This is a genomic window from Shinella sp. M27 (assembly GCF_049199905.1).
Taxonomy (GTDB): Bacteria; Pseudomonadota; Alphaproteobacteria; order Rhizobiales; family Rhizobiaceae; genus Shinella.
Window position 1 is genome coordinate 35,025 of the sequence record NZ_JBLZPK010000044.1, and the last position, 22,630, is coordinate 57,654.

The 22,630-nt window shown below is 63.4% G+C and carries 23 protein-coding genes; 18 read left to right on the forward strand and 5 right to left on the reverse strand.

The genetic code is table 11. The features are described from left to right. Positions 1-12: 12 nt before the first annotated feature. Entirely contained in the window at positions 13-1,266 is a 1,254-nt protein-coding gene (locus ACOZK4_RS17410) for a TCR/Tet family MFS transporter (RefSeq protein WP_421592973.1), read from the forward strand. A 150-nt stretch (positions 1,267-1,416) separates the two neighbouring features. After that, positions 1,417-2,787, forward strand: coding sequence for an MATE family efflux transporter (locus ACOZK4_RS17415; RefSeq protein ID WP_409530325.1), 1,371 nt, complete (start codon positions 1,417-1,419; stop codon positions 2,785-2,787). Positions 2,788-2,867: 80 nt separating this feature from the next. Here ACOZK4_RS17415 and carA read toward each other — a convergent pair whose 3' ends face one another. Further along, positions 2,868-4,076 (reverse strand): glutamine-hydrolyzing carbamoyl-phosphate synthase small subunit, encoded by a 1,209-nt coding sequence (carA, locus tag ACOZK4_RS17420; protein WP_421592974.1) that lies wholly within the window; start codon positions 4,074-4,076, stop codon positions 2,868-2,870. 336 nt (positions 4,077-4,412) lie between these two features. On the opposite strand from carA, the gene ACOZK4_RS17425 reads away from it, so the two are divergent. Both ACOZK4_RS17425 and dnaG read left to right on the forward strand, forming a co-directional pair. After that, entirely contained in the window at positions 4,413-4,862 is a 450-nt protein-coding gene (locus ACOZK4_RS17425; protein ID WP_313522902.1) for a GatB/YqeY domain-containing protein, read from the forward strand. A gap of 174 nt (positions 4,863-5,036) precedes the next feature. Next, positions 5,037-7,049: a DNA primase gene (gene dnaG / locus ACOZK4_RS17430; RefSeq protein ID WP_421592975.1), complete on the forward strand. Its 2,013-nt coding sequence runs from the start codon at positions 5,037-5,039 to the stop codon at positions 7,047-7,049. Here dnaG and ACOZK4_RS17435 read toward each other — a convergent pair. Continuing rightward, positions 7,012-7,191, reverse strand: coding sequence for a hypothetical protein (locus ACOZK4_RS17435; RefSeq protein ID WP_421592976.1), 180 nt, complete (start codon positions 7,189-7,191; stop codon positions 7,012-7,014). The genes dnaG and ACOZK4_RS17435 overlap by 38 nt on opposite strands. Positions 7,192-7,207: 16 nt before the next feature. Then, positions 7,208-7,366 carry a hypothetical protein gene (locus ACOZK4_RS17440; protein WP_421592977.1) on the reverse strand — a complete coding sequence of 53 codons (159 nt, stop codon included), beginning with the start codon at positions 7,364-7,366 and terminating at the stop codon, positions 7,208-7,210. 134 nt (positions 7,367-7,500) lie between these two features. Between ACOZK4_RS17440 and recQ the strand changes: the two genes are divergently transcribed. Further along, the gene (recQ, locus tag ACOZK4_RS17445; RefSeq protein WP_421592978.1) at positions 7,501-9,363 is read left to right on the forward strand and encodes a DNA helicase RecQ; all 1,863 of its coding nucleotides are present in this window, start codon (positions 7,501-7,503) and stop codon (positions 9,361-9,363) included. 75 nt (positions 9,364-9,438) lie between these two features. Further along, complete coding sequence (locus ACOZK4_RS17450; protein ID WP_421592979.1) at positions 9,439-9,909, forward strand: VOC family protein; 471 nt, start codon at positions 9,439-9,441, stop codon at positions 9,907-9,909. 4 nt (positions 9,910-9,913) lie between these two features. On the opposite strand, the gene ACOZK4_RS17455 is transcribed toward ACOZK4_RS17450, so the two are convergent. Further along, positions 9,914-10,684, reverse strand: coding sequence for an SDR family oxidoreductase (locus tag ACOZK4_RS17455; protein ID WP_421592980.1), 771 nt, complete (start codon positions 10,682-10,684; stop codon positions 9,914-9,916). A 137-nt stretch (positions 10,685-10,821) separates the two neighbouring features. On the opposite strand from ACOZK4_RS17455, the gene ACOZK4_RS17460 reads away from it, so the two are divergent. The 7 genes from ACOZK4_RS17460 (at position 10,822) to ACOZK4_RS17490 (ending at position 19,068) form a co-directional block, all read left to right on the forward strand. Continuing rightward, positions 10,822-11,550 carry a class I SAM-dependent methyltransferase gene (locus tag ACOZK4_RS17460; RefSeq protein WP_421592981.1) on the forward strand — a complete coding sequence of 243 codons (729 nt, stop codon included), beginning with the start codon at positions 10,822-10,824 and terminating at the stop codon, positions 11,548-11,550. Positions 11,551-11,694: 144 nt separating this feature from the next. Continuing rightward, entirely contained in the window at positions 11,695-12,150 is a 456-nt protein-coding gene (locus ACOZK4_RS17465; RefSeq protein ID WP_421592982.1) for a GFA family protein, read from the forward strand. 36 nt (positions 12,151-12,186) lie between these two features. After that, on the forward strand, positions 12,187-13,377 hold the full coding sequence (locus ACOZK4_RS17470) for a glycine C-acetyltransferase (RefSeq protein ID WP_421592983.1): 1,191 nt from the start codon (positions 12,187-12,189) through the stop codon (positions 13,375-13,377). Between the two features lie 30 nt (positions 13,378-13,407). Then, positions 13,408-14,445 carry an L-threonine 3-dehydrogenase gene (tdh, locus tag ACOZK4_RS17475; RefSeq protein ID WP_421592984.1) on the forward strand — a complete coding sequence of 346 codons (1,038 nt, stop codon included), beginning with the start codon at positions 13,408-13,410 and terminating at the stop codon, positions 14,443-14,445. A gap of 13 nt (positions 14,446-14,458) precedes the next feature. Next, on the forward strand, positions 14,459-14,806 hold the full coding sequence (locus tag ACOZK4_RS17480; RefSeq protein WP_421592985.1) for a GFA family protein: 348 nt from the start codon (positions 14,459-14,461) through the stop codon (positions 14,804-14,806). A 436-nt stretch (positions 14,807-15,242) separates the two neighbouring features. Beyond that, on the forward strand, positions 15,243-17,294 hold the full coding sequence (gene rpoD, locus ACOZK4_RS17485) for an RNA polymerase sigma factor RpoD (RefSeq protein WP_313522922.1): 2,052 nt from the start codon (positions 15,243-15,245) through the stop codon (positions 17,292-17,294). A 109-nt stretch (positions 17,295-17,403) separates the two neighbouring features. Beyond that, complete coding sequence (locus ACOZK4_RS17490; protein WP_421592986.1) at positions 17,404-19,068, forward strand: alpha/beta hydrolase; 1,665 nt, start codon at positions 17,404-17,406, stop codon at positions 19,066-19,068. Between the two features lie 65 nt (positions 19,069-19,133). On the opposite strand, the gene ACOZK4_RS17495 is transcribed toward ACOZK4_RS17490, so the two are convergent. Further along, the gene (locus tag ACOZK4_RS17495) at positions 19,134-20,240 is read right to left on the reverse strand and encodes a branched-chain amino acid ABC transporter substrate-binding protein (RefSeq protein ID WP_421592987.1); all 1,107 of its coding nucleotides are present in this window, start codon (positions 20,238-20,240) and stop codon (positions 19,134-19,136) included. Positions 20,241-20,544: 304 nt separating this feature from the next. On the opposite strand from ACOZK4_RS17495, the gene ACOZK4_RS17500 reads away from it, so the two are divergent. The 5 genes from ACOZK4_RS17500 (at position 20,545) to ACOZK4_RS17520 (ending at position 22,568) form a co-directional block, all read left to right on the forward strand. Next, a complete protein-coding gene (locus ACOZK4_RS17500; RefSeq protein ID WP_421592988.1) occupies positions 20,545-21,117 on the forward strand; it encodes a transglycosylase SLT domain-containing protein in 573 nt (190 codons plus the stop codon). Positions 21,118-21,203: 86 nt separating this feature from the next. Continuing rightward, the gene (locus ACOZK4_RS17505; RefSeq protein WP_421592989.1) at positions 21,204-21,557 is read left to right on the forward strand and encodes a DUF1428 domain-containing protein; all 354 of its coding nucleotides are present in this window, start codon (positions 21,204-21,206) and stop codon (positions 21,555-21,557) included. A gap of 50 nt (positions 21,558-21,607) precedes the next feature. Next, positions 21,608-21,733 carry a hypothetical protein gene (locus tag ACOZK4_RS17510; RefSeq protein WP_298104968.1) on the forward strand — a complete coding sequence of 42 codons (126 nt, stop codon included), beginning with the start codon at positions 21,608-21,610 and terminating at the stop codon, positions 21,731-21,733. A gap of 7 nt (positions 21,734-21,740) precedes the next feature. Beyond that, positions 21,741-22,163: a secondary thiamine-phosphate synthase enzyme YjbQ gene (locus tag ACOZK4_RS17515; protein WP_313522932.1), complete on the forward strand. Its 423-nt coding sequence runs from the start codon at positions 21,741-21,743 to the stop codon at positions 22,161-22,163. Positions 22,164-22,220: 57 nt separating this feature from the next. Next, positions 22,221-22,568, forward strand: a complete 348-nt coding sequence (locus ACOZK4_RS17520; protein ID WP_421592990.1) for a nuclear transport factor 2 family protein — start codon at positions 22,221-22,223, stop codon at positions 22,566-22,568. The last annotated feature ends 62 nt before the right edge of the window (positions 22,569-22,630 follow it).

The following is a 22,630-nucleotide window of genomic DNA, read 5'->3' on the forward strand; positions in this document are numbered from 1 at the left end:
CGAGGTCTTTCCATGATCGATGCCAGGTCCACCCGGCGGGGGCTCTTTCTCGTCTTCATGATCATGTTTCTCGATGTGATCGGCATCGCCATCATCATGCCGGTCCTGCCGGCCTATCTTCGGGAATTGACGGGCGACGATCTCAGCCATGCGGCAATCGACGGCGGCTGGCTGCTGCTGGTCTATGCCGGCATGCAGTTTCTCTTCGCACCCTTCATCGGCAACCTGTCGGATCGTTTCGGCCGGCGGCCGGTGCTGCTGGCCTGTGTGCTGACCTTCGCCATCGACAATCTCATCTGTGCCCTGGCGACGAGCTACTGGATGCTGTTCATCGGGCGCATCCTGGCGGGCATCAGCGGCGCTAGCTTTTCCACGGCGGCGGCCTATATCGCCGATGTCTCGAACGACGAAACGCGGGCGAAGAACTTCGGGCTGATGGGCATCGCCTTCGGCACAGGCTTCGTCATCGGGCCGGTCATCGGCGGCGTTCTCGGCGAGTTCGGTCCGCGCGTTCCCTTCTATGGCGCGGCGGCCATCGCCTTTCTCAATTTCGTCGCAGCCTGGATCCTGCTGCCCGAGACCCTCGACATGAAGAACCGCCGCCGCTTCGAGCTGTCGCGCGCCAATCCGCTCGGCGCGCTCCTGCAGATGCGCAATTATAAAGGCGTGCTCTGGGTCGGCCTCGTCTTCTTCTGCTATAACCTGTCGCACGCGGTCTATCCCGCCGTCTGGCCCTTCGTTGCGGCGCTGCGTTATGGCTGGAGCGAAGGGCAGATCGGCCTGTCGCTCGGTGTTTTCGGCATCGGCGGGGCGATTGTTATGGGCTTCGTTCTGCCGCGCGTCGTGCCGAAACTTGGGGAATACCGCACGGCCGTCATCGGCCTCTGTTTCTCGGTGCTGGGGCTTTCCGGCTACGCCGCCGCCTATCAGGGCTGGATGGTCTATGCCGTGATCCTGCTGACGGCGCTCGAAAGCCTTGCCGATCCGCCGCTGCGCTCCATCGCCTCGGCCCGCGTGCCGCCCTCGGCACAGGGCGAGTTGCAGGGCGCGCTGACCAGCGTCTCCAGCATCACCACCATCATCGGGCCGTTGATCTTCACCCAGGCATTCAGCCACTTCACCGGACCCCAGGCCCCCGTCGTCTTTGCCGGCGCGCCCTATGCGGTAGCGGCGCTGATCCTTTTCGTCGGCCTCCTGATCTTCGTCACTCGGTTGCGCGGCGCAGGTGCCGGTCCGATGGAAAAAATGACGCGGGAAGGGGCTTGAACCGCTTTCAAACGTAACATTTCGACGAAATTTTCGAGAAAACGCGGTCGTTTTGACCGCAATCGCGCATTTTTGATGAGATCATCAATCCTATTCGATTGATCGCGGCCGAAACTTGTGATCGGAAGCGATGCGAAAGTGAGAACTATTATGCACATGGCAACGCATCGCGCGGATAACAGCTGGCGCGCCCATTTCCGGGCGACCTTCGCCTTGGGTGTGCCGCTGATCGGCGCCCAGCTGGCCCAGCTCGGCATTCATACGACCGACGTCGTCATCGTCGGCCGCCTCGGTGCTGTTCCTCTCGCGGCCCTGGTGCTGTCCAGCCAGTTCTTCTTCACGCTGTTCATTTTCGGCTCCGGCTTTGCCAATGCCGTGATGCCGATGGTCGCGCAGGCCTATGGGCGCGGTGACCCGGTCGCGGTGCGCCGGGCAGTCCGCATGGGCATGTGGGTCGTGCTCCTCTATTCGGCACTGACGGCGCCGATCTTCTACAATGCGGAACGCATCCTGCTCTATGCCGGCCAGAAGCCGGAAGTGGCCGCCCTTGCCGGCGGCTACCTGAAGATCGTGCAATGGGGTATGGCGCCTGCGCTGCTGTTCATGACGCTGCGCGGCCTCGTCAGCGCGGTCGGCCGCGCCGGCATCGTGCTCTATGTCACCATCACGATCCTGTCGATCAACGCCTTCTTCGCCTATGCGCTGGTGCTTGGCCGTTTCGGCTTCCCGACCCTGGGCATCCAGGGTGCGGCCATCGTCTCGGTCGCGGTCAATATCCTGAGCTTCCTGCTTCTGACCGCCTATATCCAGTGGCGGCCGGAGATGCGCCGCTACGAACTCTTCGTGCGCTTCTGGCGGCCGGACTGGCCGGCGTTCCGCGAGGTCGTGCATCTCGGTCTGCCGATCGGCTTCACCATGCTGGCGGAAGTCGGCCTCTTCACCGGTGCGTCGCTGCTGATGGGCAATATCGGCACGCTGGAACTCGCAGCCCACGGCATCGCGCTGCAGTTGGCCTCCATCGCCTTCATGATCCCGCTCGGCCTGGCGCAGGCAGGCACGGTGCGCGTCGGCGTCGCCCATGGCCGCGCCGATCATCTCGCCGTTGTACGAGCTTCCTTGGCCGTGCTTGCTGTTGCGGTGGTCATTTCCATCAGCGGCGGCGTGCTCTTTGCCAGCATCCCCACGACGCTCGCCGCAATCTTCCTCGACGAGGCGGGCAAGGATTCGGCGGCGGTTCTGGCGATCGCCGGCCCCTTCGTCGTCATCGCCGGCATTTTCCAGCTGGTCGACGGCCTCCAGGCCATCGCCGCCGGCCTGCTGCGCGGCCTCAAGGATACCCGCATCCCGATGGTCATGGCGCTGATCTCCTATTGGCCGATCGGCTTCTTCTGCGCCTGGTTCTTCGCCTTCCCGGGCGGCTTCGGCGGTGTTGGCATCTGGTTCGGCTTCGTCGGCGGGCTTGCCGCAGCAGCAGTTCTGCTCAACTGGCGCTTCTACCGGCTGGTGCGGCAGAGAGCGTAACCACCAAACGAAATTGCCCAATGAAGAAGGCCCCGGAGATGATCTCCGGGGCCTTTTGAATGTCGATGGATCGGGATCGCTTACGCCCGTTCGGGCAGGGCATCCTCACCCTTCTTCTCGCGCACCAGATTGATGAAACGGCGGAAGAGGTAGTGGCTGTCCTGCGGGCCGGGGGAGGCCTCAGGGTGGTGCTGCACGGAGAAGACGGGCTTGCCGACGAGGCGCAGGCCGCAATTCGTGCCATCGAACAGCGAGACGTGGGTCTCTTCCACACCCTCGGGCAGCGAGGTCGAGGCGACGGCGAAGCCGTGGTTCATCGACACGATTTCCACCTTGCCGGTCGTGTGGTCCTTCACCGGGTGGTTTGCCCCATGGTGGCCCTGGTGCATCTTTTCGGTGGTGGCGCCGACGGCAAGGCCGAGCATCTGGTGACCGAGGCAGATACCGAAGACTGGAATGTCCGTCTCGATCAGCGTCTTGATGACCGGGACGGCATATTCGCCGGTTGCCGCTGGGTCGCCCGGTCCGTTGGAGAGGAAGATGCCATCCGGCTTCTGGGCCAACACGTCTTCGGCGCTGGTCGTTGCCGGCATGACGGTGACCTTGCAGCCGAGGCCGGCGAAGAGGCGCAGGATGTTGCGCTTCACACCATAGTCGAGCGCGACGATGTGGTACTTCACGTCGCCGTCCGCGAGGTCTTCGGCGCCTTCATTCCACACCCAGGGCTTTTCGCTCCAGCGCGAGGACTGGCCAGAGGTGGCGACCTTGGCGAGGTCGAGGCCGACGAGGCCGCTCCACGCCTTGGCTTCCGCCTTCAGCGTCTCGATGTCGAAGACGCCGTTCGGGTCATGCGCGATGACGGCGTTCGGCGCGCCGTTTTCGCGGATCCAGGCGGTCAGCGCGCGCGTGTCGATGCCCGAAAGGCCGATGATGCCGCGGGCCTTCAGCCAGGCGTCGAGATGCTTTGCCGAGCGGTAGTTCGAGGGATCGGTGATATCGGCCTTGAAGATCGTGCCGACGGCGCCGTGGCGCGCGGCGGGCGTCAGGTCTTCGATGTCCTCGTCATTGGCGCCGATATTGCCGATATGCGGGAAGGTGAAGGTGACGATCTGGCCGAGATAGGAGGGGTCGGTCAGGATTTCCTGGTAGCCCGTCAGCGCCGTGTTGAAGCAGACTTCCGCCGTCACCTTGCCGGTGGCGCCGATGCCCTTGCCTTCGATGACCGTGCCGTCGGCGAGAACGAGCAGGGCGGTCGGCTTTTCAGTGGTCCATGCGGGGGTCGAGGTCATGTTCATCCCGTTTCCGGCACCGAGCGCCACCGGCTTGAAAGCCGGGGGACCAGGCACCATTTGAGGTCGCAGCGTTTGTCGCAAACGGGGGCGCGCGGAAACCCGCGTTGGTTCGCCCTGATTGCCAAATTTCGTGCAGGTGCCGGAAAATAGACAAAGCGGATGACGGGGTCAACCGCCGCCTGTGGATTGCGTTGAATTATAAAGCTTTTGGAATCAAGCGCTTGCGCAATCCGTTTGCGGATATGGCCTTTGCCGGTCTATGAGCATGCACATGTAAACGACGACAAGGCTTGGTCGCGCATCCGGCGCCGACGGCCTTTCATGGAGAAAAGAATGCGCGAAATCTTCGCAAACGACCTGAAGGAAGCCCTCAAGGCAAAGGACGCCTGCCGTGTTTCCACGCTGCGCCTGATCCAGGCGACGCTGAAGGACCGCGACATCGCCAACCGCGGCGTGGGCAAGGGCCCGGTCGAGGACGACGAAGTGCTGCAGATCCTCGCCAAGATGATCAAGCAGCGCGAGGAATCGGCAAAGATCTTTGCCGATAACGGCCGCCCTGAGCTTGCCGCCCAGGAGCAGCAGGAAATTGCCGTGATCAAGGGTTTCCTGCCCGAGCAGCTTTCCGACGAGAAGGTGCGCGAGCTGATTTCCGGCGTCATCGCCGAGATCGGCGCGCAGGGCCTGCGCGACATGGGCAAGGTCATGGCCGTGCTCAAGGAGCGTTTCCCCGGCCAGATGGATTTCGCCAAGGCCTCGGGCGTGGTCAAGGACCTGTTGAAGTAACGGGCAATGGGTGTCGAGTGGGAAGGGCGGCTTGAAGCCGCCCTTTTTGTTTTCGGCATGCTTTCTGGCAGGTTGGCGCAACGGTGACCGTGGGCCTGTGAATTGCTGTGGGCGGGCGACTATCGCTGGCGGCTGGCCCCATGGATGGTTATATGAACCCCAACCGAGGTTGCCATGCGCTTTTCCAACGCTTTTCTAGACGAGATCCGTGACCGCGTCCCCATTTCGGACGTGATCGGCCGGCGCGTGACCTTCGACCGCAAGAAGACCAATGTCTCGCGCGGCGACTACTGGGCCTGCTGCCCGTTCCACGGCGAGAAGTCGCCGAGCTTCCATTGCGAGAACCGCAAGGGCCGCTACCATTGTTTCGGCTGCGGCGTTTCGGGCGATCATTTCCGCTTCCTCACCGATCTCGACGGGCTGTCCTTCCCCGAGGCCGTGCAGCAGATCGCCGACATGGCGGGCGTCGCCATGCCCCAGCCGGACGTGCAGGCCGAACAGCGTGAAAAGGAGCGCATGGGCCTCGTCGAGGTCATGGAAATGGCGACCCGCTTCTTCGAAGACCAGCTCCAGACGCCCGCGGGCGCCAAGGCGCGCGCCTATCTGCGCGACCGCGGCCTGACGGGTCGCACCATCGAGACCTTCCGCCTGGGCTTTGCCACGGACAGCCGCAACGCGCTGAAGGAGCACCTCGCCGGCAAGGGCGTGCCGAAGGAAGCGATCGAGGCCTGCGGTCTTGTCGTTCATGGGCCGGAAATCCCGGTGTCCTATGACCGTTTCCGCGATCGCATCATGTTCCCGATCCTGTCGATCCGCGAAAAGGTCATCGCCTTCGGTGGGCGCGCCATGTCGCCGGATGCGCCGGCCAAGTATCTGAATTCCAACGAGACGGAACTCTTCCACAAGGGCAATGTTCTCTATAATCACGCCCGCGCCCGCAAGAGCATGCAAGGGGCAGGCCGCGCCGGCAACGCCGCGCAAGACGAAAAAACCACGGGCACCATTATCGCCGTCGAAGGCTATATGGATGTGATCGCACTCTACCAGGCCGGCATCGAAAACGCCGTGGCACCGCTCGGCACTGCGCTCACCGAAAACCAGCTGGACCTGCTCTGGAAGATGACGCCGGAGCCGGTGTTGTGTTTCGACGGCGATGGCGCCGGCATCCGCGCGGCCAACCGCGCCGCCGATCTTGCGCTACCCTTCATCAAGCCGGAGCGCACCGTGCGCTTTGCGCTGCTGCCCGATGGCAAGGATCCGGACGATCTCGTGCGCCATGAGGGCCGGGCGCCCTTCGACAAGGTGATGGCAAGCGCCCGCCCGCTAGCGGAGATGATCTGGAGCCGCGAGGTGCAGGGCGCGAATTTCGAGACACCGGAAAGCCGCGCGGCCCTGGAAGCGCGCCTGCGCCAGATCACGGCGGTCATTGCCGACGAGGACGTGCGCCGTCACTACCAGCAGGACATGCGCGACCGGCTGAACACCTTCTTCCGTCCCGTCCAGCGGCAAGGCGGCAACAATGGCGGCGGCAGCTTCTCCGGCAACCGGCAGCCGAGGGGCGGCGGGAACCGGGGTGCTGCGCAGGGCAATGCGATGCCGTCAGGCATCTCCGACCGACTTGCCCGCTCGGCGCTGGTGCGCGGCGCGCAGGAACTGCCCGCCCTTCGCGAAAGTGTGCTGGCGCTCACGGTGGTCAATCATCCCGACCTTCTCTTCAGCCACTACGACGAGATCGCCATCATCGAATATGAAAACCGCGACCTGCAACGCCTCTGGTCGTCGCTGATCGGCATTGCCGGTGCCATCGGTGCGCGGCTTGACCGCGCCCGGTTGATCGAGGAGCTGGAGGCCGCCGGTTTTGAAGCGCTGCTCAAGGGCCTCGAGCAACAGGTGCGCAACTCCCGCCTCTGGACGGCAACGGCCGAGGCCGCCTCCGAGGATGCGAACGAAGGCTACCAGCAGGCGCTCGCCCTTCACAAGCGCACCCGCGCCCTGCTCTGGCAGCGTCGTGAACTCGAACGCGACCTGGCGCTCGCGACGGAGGAGGGCGACGGCGAACGCGTGCCGCAAATCCTTCGCGCTCTGCAGGAAGTGCAGAACGAGACCGTCCGCCTGGAAAGCCAGGAAGCGATCATCGAGGGTTTTGGCGTCATGTCCGGCCGCGTGAAAGGCCCAGCTGCACGCTAGCGCCGACAATGCCTGCCGGTTCGTTCAGGTAGGCCGTCAGGCCATGGGCGAGGGCGGCGGCATTAAATGCATCGACGACGCTCTGCGTTGCGGCCGGGAAGCCGATCATCGTGCTGTTTCCGACGCTGGGGGGCTGCGCCATCGAAGGGTGTGCAGAGTCACAGGGTGAAACCGTCCGGCCCGCCGTTTTTGGAATAGCTGCGCCATCCGGGACAATCATCGCGCACCGCCCATCCGATCATTGCGAGCACCGCATCGTAGAACGTCGCAGTCGCGGCGGCGTCCGAAGCGCCGAGTGTTGCATAGACATCCGTCATGTTTTTTTCTCCACGACTGCGACTTTATCTTGAATTTGGAACAAATCAAGAACATTGTGTTTGACGTTAAAAGTCGGGGGCAAGAGGTTGCCGGTGTGGACGGGCTGGCAAGAATGAGGGAAAACGTGCTGACCATGACCCAGACCAGATCCTCCAGTTCCCTTGCCGCGCTTTTCGATGCGCCTGTTGCCACGCCGCTCGACGTGCTGAAGCGCGTCTATGGCTATGACGCCTTTCGCGGCAAGCAGCAGGCCGTGGTGGAGCATGTCGCCCAGGGCGGTGATGCCGTCGTGCTGTTCCCGACAGGTGCCGGCAAGTCGCTGTGTTTCCAGATCCCGGCGCTCTGCCGGCAGGGTGTCGGCATCGTTATCTCGCCGCTGATCGCGCTGATGCGTGATCAGGTGGAGGCGCTGAAGCAGCTCGGCGTGCGGGCGGCCGGGCTCAATTCGTCGCTGTCGCGCGAGGAGTTCTTTGCCGTTCGCGACGCGATGCGCGCCGGCGAACTCGACCTTCTCTATGTCACGCCGGAGCGAATCGTCACCGATGGTTTTGCCGAACTCGTCGCGGATGCCAAGATCGCGCTTTTCGCCATCGACGAGGCCCATTGCGTGTCGCAATGGGGGCATGATTTCCGGCCGGAATACCGGGCGCTCGGCATGCTCGGCGAGCGCTATCCCGGCGTGCCGCGCATCGCGCTGACGGCGACGGCCGATCCGCACACGCGCGACGATATCATCGAGCGCCTCGGACTTCAGGACGCCGAAGTCTTCACCACCAGCTTCGACCGGCAGAACATTTCCTATGAGATCGCCGAGCGTGACCAGCCGCGCCAGCAACTCCTGCGTTTCCTGTCGAAGCACGAGGGCGAGAGCGGCATCGTCTATTGCCTGTCGCGCGCCAAGGTGGAGGACACGGCCGAGTGGCTGAACACGCAAGGGGTGCGGGCGCTGCCCTATCATGCGGGTTTCGACCGCGCGGTGCGCGATGCCAACCAGGATGCCTTCCTGAAGGAGGAGAACCTCTGCCTCGTCGCCACCGTCGCTTTCGGCATGGGCATCGACAAGCCGGATGTGCGCTATGTCGCCCATCTCGACCTGCCGGGTTCGGTGGAGGCCTATTACCAGGAGACGGGGCGCGCGGGGCGTGACGGCCTGCCGTCGGAGGTCTGGATGGCCTATGGCATGGCCGATGTCGTGCAGCGGCGGCGGATGATCGACGAGGGCAATGCGGCCGAGGAGGTCAAGCGCATCGAGCGCGGCAAGCTCACGGCGCTGCTCGCCATCTGCGAGACGGCCGGCTGCCGTCGCAAGGCGATCCTGGCGCATTTCGGCGAGGCGCATGCCGGCGGATGTGGCAATTGCGACACCTGCCGCAACCCGGTCGAGACCTGGGACGGGACCGAGGCGGCGATCAAGGCACTCGCCGCCGTCTATCGCACTGGTGAGCGGTTCGGCGCGGGCCATGTCATCGATGTGCTGATGGGGGTGGAGAACGAGAAGACGCAGCGTTTCGGCCATACGGACATGCCTGTCTTCGGCGCCGGACAGGACATCGCGCCGCGCATCTGGCAGTCGATCTTCCGCCAGTTGCTAGCCATGGGCCTGATCAGCGTCGACCATTCGGCCTTCGGTGCGCTGAAACTGGAGGAGGAGGCGCGCGCCGTCTTCCGCCATGAGCGGGAGGTCCTGTTCCGCAAGGACCGGCCGCAGACCGGGCGCAAGGCGAAAGCCGGCAATTCGCCCGCCGCGCGCGAGCGCTCGAACCTGTCGGGTTCGGATCGCGAGCTGTTCGAACTCCTGCGCGCCGAGCGTCTCTCCATCGCCAAGGACCTCGACGTGCCGCCCTATGTGGTCTTCCCGGACACGACGCTCATTGCGCTTGCCAAGGAACGCCCGAGCGATCTGGAAGAACTGCTGGATATTCCCGGCATCGGCGTTTCCAAGCGCGACCGGTTCGGCGAAGCCTTCCTTGCGGTCATCGAGGAATTTGCCGGCTAGGACTTTTTTTAAAAAGGGATGTCGGAACGTTCCGGCCCTGTTCGTCCTTGAGTATGCGCACAGGAGGACGTTCCGATGAAAGTCACGCAGCATCTCTGGTTCGAGAAGGATATGGAAGCGGCGATCGGCTTCTATACCGCGCTCATTTCCGGCTCCTCGGTCCACTGGATCTCCGCCCTGCCGGCCGAAACGCCGAGCGGCCCGCCCGGTAGCGTCAGGATCGCGAGCTTCACGCTGGGCGACCAGCGCTACATGGCCATCGAGGCCGGCCCGCTCGATCCGTTCAACCACAGTTTCTCCATCATGGTCGAATGCGAGACGCAGCGCGATCTCGATCGCCTCTGGGATGCGCTGAAGGAGGGCGGCTCCGTGGAGCAATGCGGCTGGCTGCGGGATCGCTGGGGCCTCTCCTGGCAGATCGCCCCGACGCGGCTCGGTGAATTGATGAGCGACCCGGACCAGGAAAAGGTCAAGCGTGTCACCGAGGCGATGCTGAAGATGGTCAAGCTGAATATCGCGCCGTTGGAGGCCGCGGCGGCGGGATAACCGGTTACATCCTGACCGTCATGCCACCATCGACGACCAGCACATGGCCGTTGACGAAGGAGGCGGCGTCGCTGGCGAGGAACAGGGCCGCACCGGCGATCTCGTCGGGGCGGGCCCAGCGCTGGACGGGGATGCGCTGGCGCACGAAGGGCATGAGCTCGTCGTTGGCGGCCATCGCGGCATTGGTTTCCGTGGCGAACCAGCCGGGGGCGATGGCGTTGCTGGTGATGCCGTGCGGGGCGTATTCGACGGCCATGCTGCGCATCAGGCCGGTGAGGCCGTGTTTGGCGGCTGGATAGACGCCGTCGTTCGGCATGGCGACATGGCCGCCGATCGAGGTGATGGTGATGAGGCGGCCGTGGCGGTTGCGTTTCATCAGGGCCGCGGCATCGCGCGACAGGCTGACGCCAGCGGAGAGATCGGTGCCGATCAGTTCATCGATCGCCGCGTCGTCCATGTCGGCCAGCGGGCGGCGGTCGCGCGCGCCGACATTGTTGACGAGCACGTCGAGCCGGCCGTGATTGTCCTCGATTTCGGCAAGCGCGGCGCGCTGGGCGGCGCGGTCGGCGACGTCGAAGGCGGCAAACGAGGCGCTGCCGCCGGCTGCCGCGATCTTCGCCACGGCCTGCTCGAGCGTCGCGCGTGTGCGGCCCGTCACCACCACATGGGCGCCGGCCTCCGCCAGGCCCTTGGCGATCTCGAAGCCGAGGCCGCGTCCGCCGCCGGTCACCAGCGCCACGCGACCTTTCTGGGAAAACCTGTCGAGTATCGTCATCGCCTGCATCCTTTTCGCGGTGCCACCGGATAGCGGCAGCGCGTTTCTGTCAACCCTGCGCAAAAGTGGCTGCTGGAAAGTGCGGCTTTGCCGAAGACCGGAACCGGGTTATGTCGGGGCCGTAAAGGAAGTCTCCCATGGCCCAGAATATCTACGACCAGCCCGCCTTCTTCGAGGGCTACAGCAACCTTCCGCGTTCGGTGCACGGCTTGGCCGGCGCTGCGGAGTGGGAATCGGTGCGTGCCCTGTTGCCGGACCTGAAGGGCAAGCGGGTGGTCGATCTCGGCTGCGGCTTCGGCTGGTTTGCGCGTTATGCGGCGGGCGAGGGGGCCGAGAGCGTTCTGGCCCTCGACCTCTCGGAAAACATGATCGCGCGGGCGAAGGCGGAGACGGCCTCACCGGCGGTGCGTTACGAGATTGCCGATCTTGATCATCTTGACCTGCCGGAAGGCAGTTTCGACTTTGCCTATTCCTCGCTCGCCTTTCATTATGTCGCGGATTTCGACCGGCTCATCTGCACCATCCACACCGCGCTCACGCCGGGTGCCCCCTTCGTCTTCACCATCGAGCACCCGCTTTACATGGCGCCGTCGGCGCCGGATTGGGCCGAGGTCAGCGGGCGCACGGTCTGGCCGGTGGATGGCTATCTGGTCGAGGGGCCGCGCACGACGGACTGGCTCGCCAAAGGCGTCGTCAAGCATCACCGCACGCTCGGCACGACCCTGAATGCGCTGATCGCGGCGGGTTTTGCGATCCGCCATGTCGAGGAGTGGCGGCCGAGCGAAGCGCAGCTTGCCGCGCATCCGGAATGGCAGGTCGAGCTCAACCGGCCGATGTTCCTGCTCATCGCCTGCTACCGCATCTGAAAAGCGGCGCTTGAAAACCGGGAAAGGCTGATGGCCGCCCTTTACGCGGGCTTTTGCTGCGCTAGAACTATCATCGTGGAGCCATTCGCCGGCATTACGATCTAAAAAGACAAGCCGGCGTCAATCGGAAGGGGAGCCGAGCCCATGGACCGACCGAAACTGCCGCTTGATGGCGCGTGTCGCTGCGGGCGGGTGAAAATCCGCATCAGCGCGCCGCCGCTCATCACCATGGCCTGTCATTGCACCGGCTGCCAGCGCATGTCCGGCAGCGCCTATTCGCTGAGCGCGGCCATCCCGACGGAGGGTTTTGCCGTCGTCGAGGGCGAGCCGGTCGTTGCCGGGGCGAGCCGGGAAGCGGGGCATCATTTCTGCCCTGACTGCATGACCTGGATGTTCACCCGGCCGCAGGGCCTCGATTTCTTCGTCAATGTGCGGCCGACCATGCTGGAGGACACCGGCTGGTACAGTCCCTTCGTCGAGACCTATACGAGCGAGAAGCTCGCCTGGGCGGCCACGCCAGCCGAACACAGCTATGAGAAATTCCCCGCGATGGAGGATTTCGAGCCGCTGCTGTCCGCCTATGCCCAGCGTACGGCCTAAGCCTTTCGTTCCCTCCGGTATTTGCGAGTGCCCGCCATGACCTCCGCCTTCATCACCCATCTGCAATCCGAAATCGCCGGCCTGAAATCATCAGGCCTCTATAAATCGGAGCGCGTCATCACCTCCAAGCAGGCGGGTGAGATCGCCGTCGCATCGGGTGAGCGCGTGCTGAATTTTTGCGCTAACAACTATCTCGGCCTCGCCGACAATGCGGAACTGGCCGAGGCCGGCAAGGCGGCCCTCGATCGCTACGGCTACGGCATGGCTTCGGTGCGCTTCATCTGCGGCACGCAGGAGGAGCACAAAGAGCTCGAGGCGCGCATCTCCTCCTTCCTCGGGCTGGAAGATACGATCCTCTATTCCTCCTGTTTCGATGCAAACGGCGGTCTCTTCGAGACGCTGCTGTCCGAGGAGGACGCCATCATCTCCGACGCGCTGAACCATGCCTCGATCATCGACGGCGTGCGCCTCTCCAAGGCGAAGCGCTTCCGCTATGCCAACAACGACATGGCGGCGCTGGAAGAGGAATTGAAGAAGGCTGAGGGCAGTCGCTTCAAGATGATCGCGACCGACGGTGTCTTCTCGATGGACGGCATCATCGCTAATCTCGGCGGCGTCTGCGACTTGGCTGAAAAATACGGTGCGATGGTCATGGTGGACGACAGCCATGCCGTCGGCTTCGTGGGCAAACATGGCCGCGGCTCGGCCGAACATTGCGGCGTCGAGGGCCGTGTCGACATCATCACCGGCACGCTCGGCAAGGCGCTCGGTGGGGCCTCGGGCGGCTATACGTCGGGCAGGCGCGAGGTGGTCGAATGGCTGCGCCAGCGCTCGCGGCCCTATCTGTTTTCCAACACGCTCGCTCCGGTCATCGCAGCCGCCTCGCTCAAGGTCTTCGATCTCATCGACAATGGCGATGCGCTGCGGCGGCGTCTCTATGCCAATGCCGATCTGTTCCGTAGCGAGATGACCAAGCTCGGCTTCACGCTGGCGGGAGAGGGGCATGCGATCATTCCCGTCATGCTCGGCGACGCAACGCTCGCGCAGGACATGGCAAGCCGCATGCTGGCAAAGGGCGTCTATGTCGTCGGCTTTTCTTTCCCCGTCGTACCGCGCGGCCAGGCGCGCATCCGCACCCAGATGTCGGCGGCGCACAGCGAGGCGGATATTCGCAAGGCTATACAGGTCTTTGCTGAAGTCGGACGTGAACTGGGCGTGATTGCCTGAGTCTTCTGAATCCCTTGCGGAGGTTTCGTCATGTCGAACATGATGCGCGCGCTGGTTAAAGCAAAACCCGAAGTCGGCCTGTGGATGGAGACTGTGCCGGTGCCGGAGGTCGGCCCGAACGACGTGCTGATCCGGGTGAAAAAGTCGGCGATCTGCGGCACGGATGTGCATATCTGGAACTGGGACCAATGGGCGCAGAAGACCATTCCGGTGCCGATGGTCGTTGGCCATGAATTCGTCGGCGAGATCGCCGAGGTCGGATCGTCGGTCACCAAGTACAAGGCGGGCGAACGCGTTTCCGGCGAGGGGCATATCGTCTGCGGCAAGTGCCGCAACTGCCGCGCCGGGCGGGGACATCTCTGCCACTACACCAAGGGCGTCGGCGTCAACCGGCCGGGCTCCTTCGGCGAGTTCGTCTGCATTCCCGAATACAATGTCGTGCCGATCCCCGATGACGTGCCCGACGAGGTGGCGGCGATCTTCGATCCCTTCGGCAATGCCGTGCACACCGCGCTTTCCTTCGATCTCGTCGGAGAGGATGTGCTCGTCACCGGCGCCGGGCCGATCGGCATCATGGGGGCGATGGTGGCCAAACGCTCCGGGGCGCGCAAGGTCGTCATCACCGATATCAATCCCGTCCGCCTCGATCTCGCGCGCAAGGTCGGCATCGACTATGTCGTCGACGCGTCCCGCCAGGACCTGAAGGACGTCATGAACGAGATCGGCATGACGGAGGGCTTCGACGTCGGCCTTGAAATGTCCGGTGCGCCACCGGCCTTCCGCTCGATGATCGACACGATGAACAATGGCGGCAAGATCGCCATTCTCGGCATTGCGCCCGATGGCTTCGGCATCGACTGGAACAAGGTGATCTTCAAGATGCTGACGCTAAAGGGCATCTATGGCCGCGAAATGTTCGAGACCTGGTACAAGATGATCGCCTTCGTGCAGGGTGGGCTCGATCTGTCACCGATCATCACCCACCGCATCGGGATAAACGACTTCCGGGACGGCTTCGAGGCGATGCGCTCGGGCAATTCCGGTAAGGTTGTGATGGACTGGCATTAAAGGAGGATTTGGCATGAAGTACGAAGGAAGCTGCCATTGCGGAAATATCGCCTTCGAGGTGGAGGGCGACTTCGACAGCGGGCTCGACTGCAACTGTTCCCTGTGCCGTCGGCGCGGCGGGCTGCTCGCCTTCGTGCCGGCGGAAAACCTGCGGCTGACGACGCCGAAGGAGAACGTCTCGACATACACGTTCAACCGCCACGTCATCCAGCACCACTTCTGCGCCAAGTGCGGGATTGCGCCCTATGGCGAAGGGTCTGATCCCAACGGAAACAGGATGGCGGCGGTCAATCTGCGCTGCCTTCCGGCGATCGATCTTGAGACATTGACGATCAACAAGGTGGACGGGCGCTCGTTCTGAAAGGCCCGTTTAAACCCTGGCGTGCGAATCGCGGTGCCGACGGGTGTGCGGGGTGAGGCGCGGTTGGCTCTTGCCTTTTTACGATTTACGCCTACATGAAGGCTCAATCGCCCGGATCCGTCGACTTTCATATTCGCGAACCCGAATCGGAGCCTTTTACGGCTTTTTTACCGGAAAAGCTTGACGGAACCGAAAATTCTGGGAATCACCATTGTTGGCTGAGAAGGAATGGGTACGGCGGATCGGGAAGTCATGTCAATTGTGTCGCCTTGGCGACACGTCCACAAGCCGGCGGGCCGGGCTGTGGTTAATCAGGATTTAATTGTCAATCCGTTAGGTCAGGAGCGCCGAGAGGCGATTGCGCAAGCCGAAGGGCGCTCGGCTGCGGAAACCCTGACCGCTTGAAAACTGGATGCTCAAGAAAGCGACGAAATAAATGGCGACAAAGGTCAAAGAGAACGAGGAAGTCGAAAACGAACGCGAAGGCGCATCCGACGGCCCTCTTCTCGATCTTTCCGATGATGCCGTCAAGAAGATGATCAAGGCCGCCAAGAAGCGCGGCTATGTGACCATGGATGAGCTGAATTCGGTTCTGCCGTCCGAGGAAGTGACCTCGGAGCAGATCGAGGACACGATGTCCATGCTCTCCGACATGGGCATCAATGTCATCGAGGACGAGGACGCCGAAGAGGCGGCTCCGGGCGAAGACGACGGCGGCGACGACGACAATGAGAGCGAAGGCGGCGAGCTCGCCCCTTCCAGCGGCACCGCCCTTGCGGCCGCCAAGAAGAAAGAGCCGACCGACCGCACGGACGATCCGGTGCGCATGTACCTACGCGAGATGGGCTCCGTGGAGCTCCTGTCGCGCGAGGGCGAAATCGCCATCGCCAAGCGCATCGAAGCCGGCCGCGAGACGATGATCGCCGGCCTCTGTGAGAGCCCGCTGACGTTCCAGGCCATCATCATCTGGCGGGATGAACTCAACGAAGGCCAGACGCTGCTGCGCGAGATCATCGACCTCGAGACGACCTATTCCGGTCCCGAGGCGAAGGCTGCCCCGCAGTTCCAGAGCCCGGAAAAGATCGAGGCCGACCGCAAGGCGGCCGAAGAGAAGGAAAAGAACCGCCGGCCGCGCGCCGCCAACGACGACGACATCACCAATGTCGGCGGCGAGGGCCTGCCGCCGGAGGAAGAGGAAGAGGACGACGACGAGTCGAACCTCTCGCTCGCCGCCATGGAAGCGGAACTGCGTCCGCAGGTCATGGAAACGCTCGACACGATCGCCGAGACCTACAAGAAGCTGCGCAAGCTGCAGGACCAGCAGGTGGAAGCCCGCCTGCAGGCCACCGGCACGCTGTCGCCCGCCCAGGAGCGCCGCTACAAGGAGCTCAAGGACGAGCTGATCACGGCCGTCAAGTCGCTGTCGCTCAACCAGAACCGCGTCGACAGCCTCGTCGAGCAGCTTTACGACATCTCCAAGCGCCTGATGCAGAACGAGGGCCGTCTGCTGCGTCTCGCTGAGAGCTATGGAGTGAAGCGCGACTCGTTCCTCGAACAGTATTCCGGTGCGGAACTCGATCCGAACTGGATGAAGTCGATCGCCAATCTGGCCGCCCGCGGCTGGAAGGAATTCGCCAAGAGCGAAAACACGACGATCCGCGACATCCGTCAGGAGATCCAGAACCTTGCCACGGAAACCGGCATTTCGATCGCCGAATTCCGCCGCATCGTCTCGATGGTGCAGAAGGGCGAGCGCGAAGCCCGCATCGCCAAGAAGGAGATGGTGGAAGCCAACCTTCGTCTCGTGATCTCGATTGCCAAGAAGTACACCAACCGTGGCCTTCAGTTCCTCGATCTCATCCAGGAAGGCAATATCGGCCTCATGAAGGCGGTCGACAAGTTCGAGTATCGCCGCGGCTACAAGTTCTCCACCTACGCGACGTGGTGGATCCGTCAGGCGATCACCCGCTCGATCGCCGACCAGGCGCGCACGATCCGCATTCCGGTGCACATGATCGAGACGATCAACAAGATCGTCCGCACGTCGCGCCAGATGCTGCACGAGATCGGCCGCGAGCCGACCCCGGAAGAACTGGCCGAAAAGCTCGCCATGCCGCTCGAAAAGGTCCGCAAGGTCCTGAAGATCGCCAAGGAGCCGATCTCGCTGGAAACGCCTGTCGGGGACGAAGAAGATTCGCACCTCGGCGACTTCATCGAGGACAAGAACGCGCTCCTGCCGATCGACGCCGCCATCCAGGCGAACCTGCGCGAGACGACGACCCGCGTGCTGGCGTCGCTGACGCCGCGCGAAGAGCGCGTCCTGCGCATGCGCTTCGGCATCGGCATGAACACCGACCACACGCTGGAAGAAGTCGGCCAGCAATTCTCGGTTACCCGCGAACGTATCCGCCAGATCGAGGCGAAGGCGCTGCGCAAGCTGAAGCACCCGAGCCGCTCGCGCAAGCTGCGTTCGTTCCTCGACAGCTGAGGCGACGCAACAGACACGAAAAGCCCCGCGCTCCGAAAGGCCGCGGGGCTTTTGCATTTCGGCCTGCCGTGTTGCCTCCCGGCGGCTGCCGTGCAAGGTTTGGGCCTGGATGCGAAAGGAGCGTGCTGTGCGGGATCGGGTCTGGCGTTTTCTCCTCTCCTTCTCCGCAACCGGCCTCGTGCTCGGCACGCTGTTCTTTGCGGCATCGCTGACGCCGAGCCTCCTGCCGCGCACCTACATCACCCAGGGCCTGCTCTCCGGTGTCGCCATGGCCTGCGGTTACGGTCTCGGCGTGCTGTTGTCGCTCTTGTGGTTCTGGCTGGAACTGCCGGAGCCGAAGGATCGGGTGCGGCTGGGGCTGAAGGCGGCAGCGGGCGGCGTCTGCGGCGTCGTGGTGCTGGTCTTCCTCTGGCGCACCGCCGAATGGCAGAACTCCATCCGCACGCTGATGATGCTGCCGCCGATCGAGACGGCGCATCCCTTCTATGTTGGCCTGATTGCCCTTGTCGTCTTTACGCTCTTCATCGGCCTTGGCCGTTTCTTTGCACTGCTGGTCAAACTCTTCGCCAGCACCTCGCGCCGGGCAGCGCCGCGCAGGCTCTCCTATGTCATCGGCACGGCGCTGGCGGCGACGCTGTTCTGGACGCTGGCGGACGGCGTGCTGGTGCGCTTCGTGCTGCATACGGCGGATTCCTCCTTCCGCCGGCTCGACCAGGTGATCGAGCCCGACACCGCCGAACCCACCGATCCCCTGAAATCCGGCAGCGCCGCCTCGCTGGTGCGCTGGGACGCGCTTGGCCGGATGGGCCGCTCCTATGTAGCAAGCGGGCCGAGCGCCAAGGACATCGCCGATTTCACCGGCAAGCCGGCGATGGAGCCGTTGCGGGTCTATGCCGGCCTCAATGCCGGTGACACCCCGGAGGAGCGGGCGAAGATCGCATTGGACGAACTGATCCGCGTCGGCGGCTTCGAGCGCTCGACGCTCATCGTCATCATGCCGACCGGCACGGGCTGGGTCGACCCTGAGGGCATCGACACGGTCGAGTACCTGCATCATGGCGATATCGCCAGCGTCGCCATCCAGTATTCCTATCTGGCGAGCTGGCTTTCGCTGCTTGCCGAGCCGGACTATGGCGCGGAGGCCGCGCGTGCGCTTTTCCATGCCATTTATGATCACTGGACGAGCCTGCCGAAGGAAAGCCGGCCCAAACTCTATCTCTATGGTTTGAGCCTCGGTGCGCTGTCGTCGGAGCAATCGGCGGAGCTGTTCGAGGTGATCGGCGATCCCTATCAGGGCGCGCTCTGGTCCGGCCCGCCATTCCCGAGCCGTATCTGGCGCAAGATGACGGCGGACCGCAATCCCGATACGCCGGCCTGGCTTCCGCGCTTCCGTGACGGTTCCTATGTGCGCTTCACCAGCCAGCGCAATGCGCTGCCGGAGGCGGGCGACCATTGGGGGCCGATGCGTATCGTCTATCTGCAATATGCCAGCGATCCCATCGTCTTCTACGACCCCTACGCCTTCTACCGCCAACCGGCCTGGATGGCTTCGCCGCGTGGGCCTGATGTCTCGCCGGATTTCCAATGGTATCCGGTCGTCACCTTCCTGCAATTGACGCTCGACCTCGCCATGGCAACGACCACGCCCATGGGGCTCGGCCATGTCTATGCCGGCGAGCACTATGTCGAGCCGTGGATTGCCGTGACCGGTGTGACGGACTGGAGTGCTGCGGATATCGCGCGGCTGAAGGAGAAATTTCGCGCGGGACGGTGAAGCGCCCACAAACAAAAACGCCGGGGTAAAAACCCCGGCGTCCGCATTTTCAAAGTGCAAAAGCCTTACTCGGCGGCGACGATCTTGCCGTCTTCCCACTTGAAGAGCGAGAAGCTCTGCGAGGTGAGGTCGCCGTTTTCGCCGTAGGTGAGCTTGCCGATGGCGGTTGCGATCGGTTCGCCCGACTTCAGCGCCGTCGTGACGGCGGCGGCGTCTTCGGCGCTGCCGGCCTTCTCGATGCCGGCCTTCAGAACTTCGACGGCGGCATAGGCGTTGAGCGTGAAGGCTTCCGGCGGGATGCCCTTTTCCTTCAGCACGGCGACGGCCGCCGAGGAATCCGGGTTCTTCAGTGCGTCCGACGCATTGGTGAAGAGCGTGCCGGCAGCGGCTTCGTTGCCGATCGCCCAGTATTCGCTGTTCGACAGGCCTTCACCGCCGATGATCGTGGCGTTGACGGAGAGATCCTTCAGCTGGCGGGCAAGCAGGCCGCCTTCCGGGTGGTAGCCGCCGAAATAGATGACTTCGACGCCGTCGGCCTTGAGACGGGTGAGCAGCGCGCTGAAATCCTTCTCGCCGGGTGTGACCGAATCGTAGAGTGCCTCGGTGATGCCGCCCTTGTTGATCGCGGCCTTGAAGGCGTCTGCCAGACCCTTGCCGTAGGCGCCCTTGTCATGGACGATGGCGACCTTCTTGTCCTTCAGCTTTTCCAGAACATAGGCAGCGGCGACTTCGGCCTGCTGGTCGTCACGACCGCAGGTGCGCAGAACGTTGGTGAGGCCGCGGGCCGTCAGGTCCGGTGCCGTCGCGGTCGGGGTGACCATCAGGATGCCGTTTTCGGCCAGAACGTCGGAGGCCGGGATGGCGACGCCCGAGGTGACCGGGCCGACCACGAAGCGAATGCCTTCGCCGACGATCTGGTTGGCCGCCGAGACGCCCTGCTTGGGTTCACCGGCATCGTCGGTCAGCTTCAGCACGACCTGTTCGCCGAGGATGCCGCCGTTCTTGTTGATGTTGGCAACGGCTGCTTCCGCGCCGTTCTTGACCTGGTCGCCATAGGCGGCGACCGGGCCGGTCAGCGGCGCGATGAGGCCGATGACGATGTCGGCATGCGCCAGCGGTGCGAAGGCGACGGATGCCGCGAGGGCAGCAGCGGCGAAAAGAGGCTTCTTCATGGGTCGTTCTCCTGAACTAGAGGCCTTGGGAGGGCCCGGTCGCAAACCTTCCCGCACCCGGATGGCGTAAGCACGAAATCCGGTGGGGAGGGGGCAAATCACGCTCCGGAACAATCATGCGTGAGGGTCCGGCGTGCTGCAGATTGATTAGGCCGCGAGGGCAAAAAGCGCAACAAAATAATGCATTTGCATATTTGATGGGCGGATCACGACCGTGAATGGAAGACGATGAACCGCAGTTGAATCAAAACCAATCCTTAAGATTTACCAATTATAAATATCCGGAAATTTTCGAGGATTAGCGATGCGTTGCGTATTGATCGTCGTCCTCCTGCTGCTCGCTGGCTGTGCGTCGGTTCCAAGACAGACGCAGAATGCCTGTGCCATCTTCGAGCAGCGCGACGGCCTTTGGGATAACTGGCGGCGCGCCGCCTACAGTGCCGAGCGCGAATATGGCGTTCCCGTCGCCGTGCTGATGGCGACGATCTACACCGAATCCGGCTTCCGCCATAATGCGCGCCCGCCGCGCACCAAGCTTCTTGGCTTCATTCCGTGGAAGCGCCAATCGACGGCGCTCGGCTTCTCGCAGGCGCTGGACGGCACCTGGGCGAGCTACAAGCGCGTGACCGGCCGCTGGATGGCCAAGCGCACCGATTTCAAAGACGCGATCCGCTTCATCGCCTGGTACCACGCCGAGAGCAACCGCAAGAACGGCATCGCGCTCAACGATACCTACCGGCTCTACATCGCCTATTATCACGGCCACGGCGGCTATTCGCGCGGCAACTGGAGCGCTACGGCGAAGGCCGGCGCGAAGCGGGCGGCCAACATGGCCTCCAGCTATTCGCGCCAGTTGCGGAACTGCGGCGCCTGGTAACCGGGCACAAAAAGTGCACGCCCCTTGTCGGATTGGCATGGCGCCCCACGTCCTCTGAAGGTCTTAAACCGAAGGAGGAGACGATCATGACCTATGTGGATGGATTTCTGCTCGCCGTGCCGAAGGCCAATGTCGAGGCCTATAAGGCGATGGCGCGCACCGCTGGCGCCGTCTGGAAGGAACACGGCGCGATCGACTATGTCGAATGCATGGGCGACGACGTGCCCTATGGCGAGCTCACCTCATTCCCGCGTGCCGTGCAGGTGAAGGACGAGGAGATCGTGATTTTCTCGTGGGTCACCTACGAATCCCGCGAAAAACGTGACGAAATCGTCGCCAAGGTGATGGCCGACGAGCGGCTGAAGGGCGACGACTGGAAGGATGTCTTCGACGGCAAGCGCATGATCTATGGCGGCTTCCAGGCGATCGTCGAGTTGTGAGCCCGGCGCAGCTGGGCTATCACGGAGGACACCGGAAGAAAGGCCTTGCCATGCTCGATCTCTACTATGCCATCGTCGGCGATACGACGGATACGAATATGGGGCTCGCCCGATTCATGGGCGTGATCCTGGCCTTCATCGTGGTCGTCGGCGGCCTGTTCTGGGCGATCGGCTGAGGCGCGGATGCCGCAGACTATCCTGACCCTTCCAACCCGCGGGCAGGGGCTCTACGAGTTCACCGGCGAGGCCGAGACATTCGTGCGGGATGCAGGCCTGGAAACGGGCCTGCTCACCGTCTTCGTGCGTCACACCTCCTGTTCTCTGCTCATTCAGGAAAATGCCGACCCGGATGTGCGGCGCGATCTCGATCAGTTCTTCCGCCGCCTCGTGCCGCCGTCCGACGACCCGAGCATGCGCTGGATCGTGCACACGCTGGAGGGGCCTGACGACATGCCGGCCCATATCAAGGCGGCGCTCACCCAGGTCTCCATCGGCATCCCCGTAATGGGCGGCCGGCTGGCGCTCGGCACTTGGCAGGGCCTCTATCTCTTCGAACATCGCGACCGGCCGCATCGCCGCGAAATCGTCCTGCATCTCGGTTCTTGACGGAACCGATTTGTCGGGTGAACCGTTGCTGCGGAAACCCGGGAAAAGGAGGCCTCCATGGCAAACACCGAAAATATCGCTCATGCCGTGATCGAGGCGCTGAACGCTCGCGATTTCGCAGCACTCGCCGCCAAGGTGAATGAGGACGTCGCGCTTTCCGGGATCGGCGAGGGCAGCGACAATGGACGCGAGGCCCTGCGCGAGCGCTTTGTCCGGCATTTCGCGGCGAATGACGAAACCTACCAGGATGCCCTGGTGATGAGCGATCCGCCCGGCAACACTGTCGCCATCCGCCTTACGGCCCGCGGAAACCTAGCCGGCGGCAGCTATTCCAAAGAAAAGATTCTGCTGCTCGAGCTGGAGGACGGGGTGATTACCCGCATGGCCTTCTTCACGGGTTCATGAAGTTGAACGCAGGCTGAACGGCCGCTTCGGCCTGCGTTCAGGCACGCGGCCCTAAGGTCTCC